General features: G+C 68.9%; 8 protein-coding genes. 1 reads left to right on the top strand and 7 read right to left on the bottom strand.

The genetic code is table 11. The annotated features are described in order from the left end of the window. Positions 1–42 precede the first annotated feature (42 nt). The 5 genes from V5F74_RS21730 to V5F74_RS21710 all read right to left on the bottom strand — a co-directional run bounded on the left by V5F74_RS21730 (position 43) and on the right by V5F74_RS21710 (position 6977). Positions 43–1374: a putative bifunctional diguanylate cyclase/phosphodiesterase gene (locus V5F74_RS21730; protein ID WP_024276566.1), complete on the bottom strand. Its 1332-nt coding sequence runs from the start codon at positions 1372–1374 to the stop codon at positions 43–45. 202 nt (positions 1375–1576) lie between these two features. After that, positions 1577–4285 carry a bifunctional acetate--CoA ligase family protein/GNAT family N-acetyltransferase gene (locus tag V5F74_RS21725; protein WP_394009957.1) on the bottom strand — a complete coding sequence of 903 codons (2709 nt, stop codon included), beginning with the start codon at positions 4283–4285 and terminating at the stop codon, positions 1577–1579. A gap of 96 nt (positions 4286–4381) precedes the next feature. Continuing rightward, positions 4382–4771: a response regulator transcription factor gene (locus V5F74_RS21720; RefSeq protein ID WP_024276568.1), complete on the bottom strand. Its 390-nt coding sequence runs from the start codon at positions 4769–4771 to the stop codon at positions 4382–4384. A gap of 132 nt (positions 4772–4903) precedes the next feature. Further along, positions 4904–5539 (bottom strand): response regulator FixJ, encoded by a 636-nt coding sequence (fixJ, locus tag V5F74_RS21715; protein ID WP_029556294.1) that lies wholly within the window; start codon positions 5537–5539, stop codon positions 4904–4906. Next, positions 5532–6977: a sensor histidine kinase gene (locus tag V5F74_RS21710; RefSeq protein WP_250165563.1), complete on the bottom strand. Its 1446-nt coding sequence runs from the start codon at positions 6975–6977 to the stop codon at positions 5532–5534. Before V5F74_RS21710 ends, fixJ begins: the two co-directional genes overlap by 8 nt. A 183-nt stretch (positions 6978–7160) precedes the next feature. Here V5F74_RS21710 and V5F74_RS21705 point away from each other — a divergent pair, with 183 nt between their 5' ends. Continuing rightward, a complete protein-coding gene (locus tag V5F74_RS21705) occupies positions 7161–7916 on the top strand; it encodes a helix-turn-helix domain-containing protein (RefSeq protein ID WP_024276571.1) in 756 nt (251 codons plus the stop codon). A gap of 136 nt (positions 7917–8052) precedes the next feature. Here the strand turns inward: V5F74_RS21705 and hemN are convergent, their stop codons facing one another. Both hemN and V5F74_RS21695 read right to left on the bottom strand, forming a co-directional pair. Next, entirely contained in the window at positions 8053–9447 is a 1395-nt protein-coding gene (gene hemN / locus V5F74_RS21700) for an oxygen-independent coproporphyrinogen III oxidase (RefSeq protein WP_394009956.1), read from the bottom strand. 86 nt (positions 9448–9533) lie between these two features. Beyond that, entirely contained in the window at positions 9534–13118 is a 3585-nt protein-coding gene (locus tag V5F74_RS21695) for a bacteriophage N4 adsorption protein A (RefSeq protein ID WP_394009955.1), read from the bottom strand. Positions 13119–13183: the final 65 nt, after the last annotated feature.

The raw sequence follows: 13183 nt of genomic DNA, 5'->3' as shown, positions 1-13183 counted from the left end.
GCGGCAAAAGACGAGGCGGAAGGCGGGGTGAAAGGCGGCGGCTCAGCTCGCCAGTCGCCGCTCGGCGATATAGGCGCGCAGCGCTTCCTCGGTCATGGGGCGGCCGAGATAGAAGCCCTGCACCTCGTCGCAGGAATCGGCCTTGAGGACGGCGAGCTGGCTTTCCGTCTCCACGCCTTCCGCCACCACCTGCATCCCGAGCGCCCGGCCGAGGCCGAGGATGGCCTGGACGATGGCGAGCGCGCCCTTGCTCTGGTCGAGGTCGCCGACGAAACGGCGGTCGATCTTGAGCGCGTCGAACGGGAAGGTGCGGAGATAGCCGAGCGAGGAATAGCCGGTGCCGAAATCGTCCATGGACAGGCGGACGCCGAGCTTCTTCAGCCCTTCGAGGATGTCGAGCGCCTTGTCGGTGTTCTCGATCAGCACGCTCTCGGTGATCTCCAGCTCCAGCCGGTGGGCCGGCAGGCTGGTGGCCCGGAGCGCGGATTCCACCGTGCCCACCAGTTCGCCATTGCGGAACTGGACCACGGAGACGTTCACCGAGACGTTCAGCTCGGGCAGGCGGGAGATGGTGTCGCAGGCCTTGCGCAGCACCCATTCGCCAAGCGGAATCACCAGCCCGCTTTTCTCGGCGATGGGCACGAACTCGTCCGGGGCGAGGCGGCCGAGCTGGGGGTGGTCCCAGCGGATCAGCGCCTCGACGCCGAGCAGCTCCAGCGTGCGCGCGTCGCAGCGCGGCTGGAACAGCAGCACGAATTCGTCCGAAACGATGGCGCGCCGCAGGTCGCCTTCCAGCGTGCGGCGCCCGGCCATCTCGTCGTTCATGTCGGCCGCGAAATAGCAGCAGGCGCCGGGGCCCTCGTCCTTCGCCCGGTTGAGGGCGAGTTCGGCGCAATGGATCAGGCTGTCGGGCTCGTGGGCATCGAGAGGCGCGAGGGCGATGCCCATGTCGGCCTGTGGATAGGCGACGGCCCCCGAGGGAAGCGCCACCGGCACGCTCAGCGCGGCCTGCAACCGGCGGTGGAGCCCGTCCACGGCTTTCGAATCGGCGAGGCCGGTGGCGACCAGAATGAACTCGTCGGCGCCGACGCGGGCGACGAGATCGTTGTCGCGGACGCAGCGGCGCAACCGTCGCGCGGTCTCCGCGAGGATCAGGTCACCGGAGGCGAGCCCGTACATCTCGTTGAGCTGGCGGAAATTGTCGATGTCGAGCGCAAACACGGCGAGCGTGCGCCGGCCTTCCTGCGGCGAGCTGAGCGCGCCGGCGAGGAACTCCATCATCAGAAGGCGGTTCGGCAGACTGGTTACGGGATCATGCAGCGCAAGATATTCCGATTGCCAGGGGCCTCGCGCTACTTCATTGGCATCGCTCACGATTCACTCTTGCCGGTCATGGCGACGGCGTTCCCGATCCCTGCCACCAAGGGGGTGGTCGGGCGGCCTCCGGCGCATCTTTTCCTCCCCCGAACCCTTCCAGCGCTCGTCGTCGCCGGTTGTCCGAGCTCGGAAACCAACGGCATCGTGGAGCCTCCCCCGAGCGGTGGCAATAGGGATATCGCCGTAAGGTTCACGAGCGTCAAGCTTCCTCTGGTATCTCGACACCAACATTGGACGGCACGTCAAGGTTGAGGACCACGCGCATCACCGAGGGGTCGTCACTGCCCGGCGTCGCCTTGAAGCCGAGATCCTCGGCGAGGCGCAGCATGGGGCCGTTCTCGCGCATCACGTCTCCGAACACCTGCCGCAGTCCTCTCTTTCTGGCGTGGGCGAGAATCTCGCTCATCAGCTGGAAGCCGAGGCCTTTGCCCTTGAAATCCGACCGAACCATGATCGCGTATTCGGCGGCGTCGTTGTCGGGGTCCGCGATGATGCGCACCACGCCGCAGATGTCCCCGTTGTCCTCCTGCGCCACGAAGGCCATCTCGCGATCGTAGTCGATCTGCGACAGGCGGGCGGCCATCAGGTGCGGGAAGTCCTTCACCGAGCCGAGGAAGCGCATTCGCACGTCCTGCGGGTCGGAGCGGTGCACCACGTCCACGAGGCCGGGCTCGTCCTCCGGCCGGATCGGCCGCAGCGCCACGGTCGAGCCGTCGGTCAGCTCCAGCGTCTTCGACAGGTCGGAGGGGAACGGCTTGATGGCGAAGCGGTCCGTACCTTCCACCCGCGTCGGATGCACCACGATGCGGGCGTCGAGGGCGAGGACGCCGTGCTCGTCGGCGAGCAGCGGGTTAATGTCCAGCTCGGCGATCTGCGGCAGGTCGGCGAGCAGCTCGGCCACCTTCACCAGCGTGCCGGCCACCGCATTCATGTCGGCGGGCGGATGGTCGCGATAGCCGGCGAGCAGCTTCGCCACCCGCGTGCGCTCGATCATCTCGCGGGCCAGCACCCCGTTGAGCGGCGGCAGCGCCACCGCCCGGTCGCCAATGACCTCCACCGCCGTGCCGCCCTGGCCGAACAGCACCACCGGGCCGAAGGTCTTGTCGTAGCCGATGCCGGCGATCAGCTCCTGGGCATTGGGCCGGCGGATCATCGCCTGCACCGTGAAGCCCTCGATGCGCGCGCCGGGGCGCTTCTCGGCGACGGAGGCGACGATGGCCCGGCAGGCGTCTTCGACCGCTGTGGAGGAGCGCAGGTCGAGCCGCACGCCGCCCACGTCGGACTTGTGGGTGAGGTCGTGGGACAGCACCTTCACCACCACCGGGAAGCCAATCGCCTCGGCAAGGCGCCCGGCCTCTTCGGGGGTCGTGGCGATGCGGGTGTCCACCACCGGGATGTCATAGGCGGCGAGCACCGCCTTCGCCTCCACCTCGGTCAGGGCCGAGCGGCCGGCGGCGAGAACCCCCTCCACCAGCCGGCGGGCGGCGGGGCGGTCGGGCTCATCGAAGGAGCGCGCGGGCGGCGTCTCCATGAGAAGGGTCTGGTTGCGCTGGTAGGCGACCAGATGGCCGAAGGCGCGCACCGCCTCGTCCGGCGTGTCGTAGGTGGGAATGCGGCGGCCGGCAAAGCGGCGGCGGGCGTTGGCGGCGGCGCTCTCGCCGAGCCAACAGGTGAGCACGGGCGCGCGCTGGCGCGCCTCCAGCACCGCCATCACCCCGTCGGCGGCGGCGCTGCTGTCGGAGAGGGCGTTGGGCGCGTGCAACACCAGCACGGCGTCGGAGCCCTTGTCGGCCAGAAGCGCCTTCAAGGCGGCGCCGTAGCGCGCGCCGTCCGCATCCGCCTGGATATCCACGGGATTGGAGCGCGACCACGTGCGGGGCAGCACCTTGTCGAGGGCTTCCACCGTCGCCGGCAGGAGGGTGCCGAGCCGGCCGGCGCTGCCCTCCAGCGCATCCACCGCCACCACGCCGGCCCCGCCGCCATTGGTGAGGATGGCGAGCCGCTCGCCGGTGAGACGGATGCCAGCGGAGAGCGTCGTCACCGCCTCGAACAGTTCCCGCATTTCGTGCACGCGCAGCATGCCGGCGCGGCGCAGCGCGGCGTCGAACACGAGATCGCTGCCGGCGAGGACGCCGGTGTGGGAGAGCGCGGCCTGCGCCCCGGCCACGCTGCGACCGGCCTTGATGACGATGACCGGCTTGGCGCGCGCCGCGATGCGCCCGGCCGACATGAACTTGCGGGCGTCGGCGATGCTCTCGACATAGAGCAGGATGGCGCGGGTGGTGTTGTCGAGGGCGAGATAGTCGAGCAGGTCGCCGAAATCCACGTCGGCCTTCTCGCCCAGCGCCGCCACATGGGAAAAGCCGAAGCCGCGGGCGTGGGCCCAGTCCAGCACCGCCGCGGTCATGGTGTCGGACTGGCTGACGAAGGCGACGTCGCCCTTGGCCGGCATCAGGTGGGCAATGCTGGCGTTGATGTGCGGGCGGGTGGAGATGAAACCGAGACCGTTCGGCCCGATGATGCGCAGGAGATGCGGACGCGCCGCATCCAGGAGCGCCTGACGCTGTTCCGCCCCCTCGAACTGCTCGCCCGGTCCGTAGCCGGCCGGAAGTACCACGGCGGCGCGGCAGCCCTTCTCGCCGAGCTGCGAGATCACGCGGGGCGCCTCGTCGGGCGGCGCCGCGACGACGGCGAGGTCCACCGGGATCGGCAGATCTGCCACCGAGGCGTAGTTGAGCGAGGAGCGGATGGCCCGTTCCTTCGGATTGACGGAGAGGATGGGCCCCTCGAACCCAGCCTCGAACAGGTTGCGCGCGGCCAGCGCACCGACGGTGCCGGTGCGGTTGCTGGCGCCCACCAGGGCAATGGCACGGGGATGGAAGAGGGCGTCGAGATTGCGCGTGGTCATGGCGGCCTCGATGCTTCGGACCCCGCCTCAGGTTCGGCGCGGCGGTCCGTCGGTAACGCTAGGGAAAATGGGGCAAGTGGGAAAGGCGAAATCGTCTCAGCAGGGGCGGGAGCGAACGAAGCTGTCGCGCACCGCCTCGGCCAGCTGGTTGCCGAGGAGCGGCTTCTCGATGATCGCGACCCCCTGGTCGGTGGCGCGCCGGCGCACATGCAGGGCCGGGTTGCTGGTGATGAGGAAGGCCGGCAGATGGACGTGGCGCCGGTCGAGCTCCCGCAGCAGGTCGAGACCGTTGATCCCGGGGAGATTGTAGTCCACAATCATGCAACCGCCACAGGACAGGTCGGCCGCAAGCACGTCCTCCGAGCGCGCATAGGTCTGCACGTTGAAGCCGTCCACCTCGAGGGCGAATTTCAGTGAATTGCAGACCGCCGGATCATCGTCAACGATATGGACGACGAACGCGGGCGGCTCTTCCAACGCCATCATCCCAACGATTCTCCCACGACCCGTTCGCGGGTCCGCGTGGTCGGTGCCTATAACCTACTTTGGGAGGGGGCTCCGGGGCCTTGCGTTAGATCAAGCGGGCTGAGGAGCGCAGTTCGATGCCGGAAGGGCGGTTCAGGTCGGACGCGGCGCGATACCGGCGAGCAGCGCCATGCGCACCAGTTCCGACAGGCTCTGCGCCTTCATCTTGGTCATCACGTTGGCCCGGTAGACCTCCACCGTGCGGGGGCTGATGCCGAGTTCATAGGCGATGGTCTTGTTGGCCTGTCCGGCAACCAGACACTCCAGCACCTGCCGCTCGCGCTGGGACAGGCCGCCGATGCGGTCCACCACCTGCTCGCGCAGGGCATCGTGCTGGCTGGTCTTCTGGCGGCGGTCGAGCGCCGACTTCACGGTGTCGAGGATGGCCACGTCGTCGAACGGCTTCTCCAGGAAATCGGCGGCGCCGAGCTTCATGGCCTCCACCGCCAGCGGCACGTCGCCATGGCCGGTCATGACGATGACCGGCACGCTGGACCCCTTGTCCTTCAGATGCTGGAGCAGATCAATGCCGGTCATGCCCGGCATCCGCACGTCAGTGATGATGCAGCTCGTGGCCGGGTCGGCGGCGGGCAGCCCCGCCTCCACGAACAGGCGGGCGGATGCGTGCTCGTGCACCACGTGGCCGGCGGTCGAGAGCAGGAAGGCGAGGGATTCGCGCACCGCATCGTCGTCGTCGATGACGTGGATCACCGCTGTCTCCTCAATCATGCACCGCCTCCGCATCGCCCACGGCGCGGAGGGTGAATCGGAATACGGCGCCGCCGCCGGGATTGGGCTCGGCCCAGATGCGGCCTCCGTGCGCCTCGATGATGGTGCGCGAGATGGAAAGCCCCACGCCCATGCCATGCCGCTTGGTGGTGACGAACGGCGTGAACAGCTGCGCACCCATCTCCGCTGAGATGCCGTGCCCGGTATCCGAGACGCTGATCATCACCATGTCGTCCTCTACCGCCTCCGTCCTGACCAGAAGCTGGCGACGCGGTGTCTCCATCATCGCCTCCAGGGCGTTGCGCATCAAGTTCAGCAGCACCTGCTGGACCTGCACCTTGTCGGCGAGGACGAGGTCGCATTTCGGGTCGTAGAGGAAGCGCACCTGAATGCCGTGCTCCTTCGCCCCCACCAGGGCCAGGGCGCTCGCCTCCTCCACCAGCTTGGCGAGGCTCTCCACCCGCCGCTCGCTCTCGCCGCGGGAGACGAAATCCCTGAGGCGGCGGATGATCTGGCCGGCCCGCAGGGCCTGCTCGCCGGCCTTCTCGAGCGCGCCCTGCAACAGCTCGACCCTTACCGTGCCGGCATCCAGAAGGCGGCGCGAGCCCTTGATGTAATTGGCGATTGCGGACAATGGCTGATTGAGCTCGTGGGCCAGCGTCGAGGCCATCTCGCCCATGGCGGTGAGGCGGGAGATGTGGACCAGCTCGGCCTGAAGCTCCTGCAGGCGGGCCTCGGTCTGCTGCCGCTCGGTCAGGTCGCGGATGAAGCCGGTGAAGAAGCGCTCGGAGGTGGAGCGCATCTCGCCCACCGCCAGCTCCATGGGAAAGGTGGTGCCATCCTTGCGCTCGCCCACCACCACGCGGCCGATGCCGATGATCCTGCGCTCGCCTGTGGCAAGATAGCGCGCGATATAGCCATCGTGCCCCTCGCGATGGGGCGAGGGCATGAGCACAGAGACATTCAGCCCCACCGCCTCGGTCGCGGTGTAGCCGAACAGGCGCTCCGCCGCGGTGGAGAAGGAGCGCATGATGCCGCGCTCGTCGATCACCACCATCGCGTCGGGCACGGTGTCGAGGATGGAGGAAAGGTGCGCCTCGCGGGCCAAAAGGTCGCGGTCGCGCGCCGCCGCATCGAGGCGGGTGCGGCGCAGGCGCTCGCCGAGCACCGCGATGCCGAGCCCCACCGCGAGGAACAGCGCCGGCGCGGCGAGATCGAGCCGCGCATCGATGCTGGAAAGGCCGCGCAGCGCGACGCCGCCGACAAAGGCGACGGCGACCGCCGCGCCGCCCGCCACGAGGCCGCGTCCGGACACCAGGATGATGACCGCGAGCTGCAGCAGCAGCGCTTCTCCGCTCAGCGGCTGAAGCCCGGCAAGACGGCAAAGCAGAAGGGCGACGAGCGCCGCGGCAGAGCCGCGCGCAGCGTCGCCGAGCATCTGCTTGTTCCCGTGCGCCACTGGGCCCTCCGCCGCCACCAATGCCATGCCAACCGCCACTTTATGCGACGTCCCGCCGCTACGTAATAGTACCTAAGGGGACCGACTTAAGTGTTCGATCCGAATTTTTCCCGTGCGTTCCGCCGGTTATCCCTTTCTCAACTCCGATGGAAGGGTCAACCGATGCCGAGCCCCGCAGCAGCGATCGCCCACAAGACCTACGCCCAGCCCCGGGCTTACGACAGCAAGTCTTTCGCCGAGCCCCTGTCTTCTGCACGGCCCGCCCATCGCTGGACCGAGGAGGCTGACACGCGAACCCCCACTGAAGTGGTCGCGCGCCTCGGAGTGGTTGCGAGCTATGCCCGCAACGCCGAAATCTTCGGCGAGGATCAGCCGGCCGAAAATCTCTACATCGTTCTGTCCGGCGCCGTGCGCATCTGCAAGCTGCTCGGCGACGGCCGGCGCCAGATCGAGACCTTCTGTCTCCCCGGCGACGTGTTCGGCTGGGAGATGACCGGCCGCCATCGCTTCTCCGCCGAGGCGGTGAGCGAATGCAAGATCGTGCGGGTGAAGCGCTCGATCCTGTTCTCCCGCGCCTCCGACGACGCGGAACTCGCCCATGCCCTGTGGGCTCTGACCGCGGCCGAGCTTGGCCGCGCCCAGGATCACCTTCTCGTCCTCGGCCGCAAGACCGCTCAGGAGCGGGTCGCCACCTTCCTGCTCGACATGGCCGAACGCGCCGGCGCGGGCCAGGGGCCGAACGGGATCGAGGTGACGCTGCCCATGTCGCGGCAGGACATCGCAGACTTCCTCGGCCTCACCATCGAGACGGTGTCGCGCACCCTGACCCATCTCGAAGAGATTTCCGCCATCGCCCTGCCGTCCTCGCGCCGTGTGCTGCTGCGTGACGGCGCGACGCTGAAGCGCCTGAACTCCTGAAGTTCTTCCCCCGGCACGCTGCGCTCTCTCCGATTAGCAGCGTTCCCCCTTAGGCCCGCTCCGGCCCCTGGCCTCGGCGGGCCTTTTCTTTTGTGCCCGTGCGTTTCGGTGTGTTGGCCCGGCCGGGAAGCTCAGCTTAGACGGCGGCGGCGTGCCGCTTCTTTTCCGGCGCCGCCGCCCGGCTGGCCACCAGGCGCGCGTCGAACACGGCGCACACCACCCGGGTGAACGGGCGCGCCGCCTCCGGCACTTCCACTACCGCGCCGCGCCGCACCGCCAGACCGTCGGCGATCAGGGGCTTCAGCGCCTCGATCTCGTCCGCGAACGTCTCCGGCGGGAAGCCGAAGCTCCTGCAGGCGTCGTCGAGATCGACCGCGAGGTCGCACATGAGGCGCTCGATGACATGGCGCCGCAGCCGGTCCTCGTCGCTCACCGCGATGCCGCGGGCGATGGGCAGCGCGCCGGCCTCCACCGCCTTGTGCCACTGGGGCGTGGCGGCGAGATTCTGCACATAGCCCTGGGGCAGGGCGCCGATGGCCGAGGCGCCGAAGCCGATCAGCACCGGCGCGTCGTCCGTGGTGTAGCCCTGGAAGTTGCGCTTGAGCGAGCCGTCTGCCGCGCGCTGGGCCATGGGGTCGTTCGCCTTGGCGAAATGGTCCAGCCCCACCGCCCGATAGCCGTGGCCCGCGAGGATGTCGGCCACCAGCTCCGCCTGGGCGAGGCGCTCGGCGGGGCCGGGCAAGGCGTGCTCGGGAATGAGCGCCTGATGCTTCTTCATCCACGGCACATGGGCGTAGCCGAACACGGCGATGCGGTCGGCGTCGAGCGCCAGTGCCGCTTCCACCGTGCGCCGCACGGAGGCCTGATCCTGATGCGGCAGGCCGTACATGAGATCGAGGTTCAGCGCGCAGATGCCCGCCGCCCGGAGCGCGTCGGCGACCGCCCGCGTCTCCTCCAGCGACTGGTGGCGGCCGATGGCCTCCTGCACCTTCGGGTCGAAATCCTGCACGCCGAGGCTGGCGCGGTTAAAGCCCTCGCGGGCGAGCACCGCCACCTTGTCGGCATCCATCACCCGCGGGTCGATCTCGATGGCAATCTCGGCATCGTCGGCGAAGGCGAAGACATCGCGCAGCGCCAGCATGATCGCGGCGAAGTCCTCATCCGCCAGCATGGTGGGCGTGCCGCCGCCGAAATGCAGGTGGCTCAGCTTCATCCGTCCCGGCAGGTGGCGGGCGACAAGGCCGATCTCGTCCACGAGCCGGTCGGCATAGGCCTTCACCGGCGTGCGGCTGCGCGCCACCGCGGTCTGGCAGCCGCAATAGAGGCAAAGCTCGGCGCAGAACGGAACGTGGATGTAGACCGAGACAGTGCCGTCTGGCCGCAGCTCCTTGAGCCAGCGGGCGTAGGTCGCGGCATCGACCTCCGGGGAGAAGTGCGGCGCGGTGGGGTAGCTGGTGTAGCGCGGCACCGGTTGCCCGTAGCGGGCGAGAAGGGTGTTCGTATCGGGACAGGTGATATCGGGGCAGGTCATGCCGGCGACCATGCCGTCGGCTGCCGGCCTGCGCCTTGATGTGGCGCAAGCCCTTGTTCCCTCAGGCGCTTGTTCCGTCTCTCCGCTCAGTAGGAGAGGAAGGCGCCGGCGAAGATGCCCTGGGCCCGGTCGTCGCCCGCAAGCTTCCAGCGATACTGGAGCGTGAAGTCGAGGTAGGAGCGCGGAGCGGTGTATTCGTCCTCGTTGAACCAGTAGCGGGCGGTGATGCCCGGACCGATGCCCATGGCGAACGGTGTCGCATAGGCGGTGTCGTAGCCGCCGCCGATGGCGAGGTAGGGCCACAGCACCAGATGGTCGGAGATGGCGTCCATCCGGAAGGCCTGGCCGTAGCGCCCTTCGAAGGTGGCCACCGTCTCCGGCAGGCTCACGAAGTAATTGTAGTCCGCATAGATCTGCCAGGCCCGCCAGTTGTCCACGTCGACCCGAAGATCGGTGCCCTCAGCCTTGGAATAGGCGGCGCGGAGCAGCAGATCGTTGCGGGAATACTGGCCGACCGGGAAGAGATAGGAGATTTCAAACACCAGGTTCTCGGTCGAGAACGGCTTCCAGCGTGCACCGACGGAGCCCTGGATGGTGTCGAAGCCGGTGGCTCCCCCATTGTCCGCATAGACCGTGCCGAAGCCGCGCACGAACAGCTCGAAGATCGAGCCGTCGCGATAGCCGATCCCCGGCGGGCGCCAGTAGATTTCGCCGCCGGCACCCACCGTGTGGTTGGAGCCGTTCGAGGTCTGCGGGACGAGGAAGGAACCGGGCGCCACGCCCACCGGGCCGTAGCTCACCGAAGCGTAGGCGCCCCAGGTGCGCGTCAGCTCGGCCACCTCGCGCCTGAGGCCGAAGAGATATTGCGGGTCGAGCTGAAGCTTGCCTTCGCGCGCCTCGTCGATGGCCGACTTGAAGTAATCGACCGCCTCCGCATTGTGATAGGTGCGGCGGGCATTGTACGCGGCATTGATGAGGTTGGTGCCGCGCAGCCGCCAGCGGCTGTTCGCCTCGGAGAAGTATTCATAGGCAAGCTCGTCCTCGCCCGCCTGGCTCGCCAGCACCGCGAGGTCCACCGCCTTCAGGCCGCGCAGGGCACCGCTGTTGTAGGCGCTCTGGAACAGCGCACGCGCCTCGTCCTTTCGGCCGAGCTGAGACAGCACGCCGATGCGGGCGGAGAGCATCGCCATCCGCTCCTGCGGGGTGCGCGCCCGGGCCGCGGCCCGCGTGAAGGCCGCAAGCGCCCCTTCCTTGTCGTCGAGCGCGAGGGAGGCGAAGCCGATGCGCGCCTGGACCTCGTAGCTGTCCTCGTTGGCGTAGGGCTCGAGCGCCCAGATCGCGATTTCCGGCTGCTTGGCGGACAGCGCCGCGTCGGCGAGGCCGAGGCGCACGATGCGCACCTGGGCCGGCGGCAGGTTGGGGGAGCCCAGCGCCGCCCTGTAGTCGGCGACGGCGCCAGAGAAGTCCTTGGCCTGCATGCGCAGGTTGGCCCGCTGCACCAGCAGGGTGGCATCGCGCGGGCTCGTCGCGAGCAGACGGCTCGCCACTGCCTCGGCCTCGCCGTAGCGGCCGGCCGACGACAGGGCGTTGAGGAGCAGGGTCTGGTAATTGCGGTTGCCGGGCTCGGCATTCACCGCGCGGCGCGCCTCGGCGATGGCGGTCGCATAGTCCTTGCGGCCGAACGCGGCATAGGCGGCACTGGCGGCGGCATAGCCGGGGGAGCCCGGATTGAGGCCGGCGACGCCCGGCGCCTGCATCTGCGGATTGGCGAACACCGAGCAGATGACGCCGTAGCTGGTCGGCTGGCACAGCACGGCGGGCTGCTGGAGGGACGGCTTGGTCGCGTTCGGCGCCTTCACCTGCGCCTCCGCCTGCTTGCGCAGGACGCCGACCTCCTTGTTCTTGTCGGCGTCGAGCGCTTCGAGCGCCTTCAGCGCCTCCTCGGGCTTGCCGGCCGCCATGGCGGCGTTCGCGGCGATGAGCCGGTAATTCAGCTCCTCGAGGTCGGTCAGCAGGTTGCTGTTGAGCACGGTGTCGAATTCGCGCGCCGCCTCGTCGCGCTGGCCGGTCTTCTGCAGCAGCCACGCGCGCAGGATGTGGGGCAGCGGCTCGTTCGGATTGTCCGCGACGGCGCCCGAGGCCGCCGTCTCCGCGTCCTTGAACTGGCCGGCGGCCATCAGCGCATCGATGAGGACGATGCGGAAGATGAGCGCGTCCGGCGCCCGCTCCACCGCCTGCCGCGCCGAGGTGACGGCGGTCGAGGCCTTGCCGCGGCCGATGTCCTTGATGGCCTGCACGGCCATCGGCTCGGCGAGGCGCTTGTCGTTGGCCGCGCGCAGGGCGATCAAAGAGGGGTCGTTGTCGCCCTGGCTGATGGCGTCGCGGATGGCGACGTCCAGCTCCTTGTACTTCTTGGAGCGATCGAGCGAATCGATCAGCAGGCGCCGCCACTGGGCATTGCCCGGATTTTCCTTCAGCGCTTCCCGGATGCGGGCCTCGGAGAGGTTGTCATTACCCTCGCGATAGGCGCCGAAGGCTTCGAGCGCGGCATCGTAGCCGGGGGTGTCGCTGACCCCGCCCCCGGGCGGCGTGGTCGCCGGGATGAGGCTGCAGGATGGGCCATAGGGCGTGTCGGTGCACTTCTGGAACGGCACCGGCAGCGTCTGGGTGGCGTTGGCGGGAACGATCTTCGGATTGCGCTCCTGCGCGCGGGCGACACGCAGGCGCGCCTGCACCGCCGCATCGGGCTCCACCGGTTCCAGAAGCTTGATCGCCCGCTGGGGGTGGCCGGCGGCGATGGCGGCATCCGCCATCACGAGGCGCGCATCGTGGGCGGTGGGCCCGGTGAGCACCTCGTCCTTCAATGCCGTGTCGAAATCCTGTTCCGCCTCCGCCACCTTGCCGAGGCGCAGCCGGACATAGCCGCGCAGCGTGCGCGGCAGGAAAGACTGCGGATCCACCTGGATGGCTTCGCTCGCCGCCCTGTCGGCCGCCTCCAGCTGGCCATCCGCGAGCAGCGTGTAGACGAGCAGCACGCGATAGCTGAGGTCGTCGGGCACCAGCGCGACGGCCTTGCGGGCCTGCTCGATGGCGGCCTTCGGATTGGATGCCTCCAGCGCCTTGTTCGCGGCGACAGAGGGCTCCTGCGCCAGCACGCGGCTCTGCGCGCGAACCCGGGCCGTGAGCGCCTGATCGGTGATGCCGGCGGCGATGGCCGCGTTGCCGGCGACGACCGCTTCGGCGGTCTTGCCCTGGGCATCCAGCGCATCCATCAGCAGCAGCCAGAGCCGCGGCACGTCGGGGCGCAGCTTGAGCGCCTCGCGGGCATTGGTCACAACGTCCGCATATCTCTTCTCGCGTTGGGCCGCATAGGCGCGATCCGCTGCCGCCCACGCCGCTCCGGTCAGTTCCGGTGGCTGCGGCGCCGGGGTGGCTTGCCGGGCCTGCGGCGCCTGCTGAGCCTGCGGCACTTGCTGGGCCTGCGGCGCTTGCTGGGTCTGCGGTGCTTGCGACGGCTGGGGCGACTGCGCCCATGCCGGTCCCGCCGCGAGCGTCAGCGCCGCGATCGATGTCGCCAGCACGTGGCCGAGAGCGATATCGCGCAGGAGCCTCTTCCGATCCCGGTCGAGGGTGAGCGCAGGGGAGGTGCGGAAGTGAATGGCGGTGGTCATGGGGCCACCTTGGCATCGATTACTTAAATGGCAGTTAACCTTAACAGGCAGGGTTAATAATCAGA

This window comes from Xanthobacter aminoxidans, assembly GCF_043193615.1.
Classification (GTDB): Bacteria; Pseudomonadota; Alphaproteobacteria; order Rhizobiales; family Xanthobacteraceae; genus Xanthobacter; species Xanthobacter aminoxidans.
The sequence above is the reverse complement of the archived record's forward strand: the minus strand, read 5'-3'. Positions and strand labels throughout refer to the sequence as shown.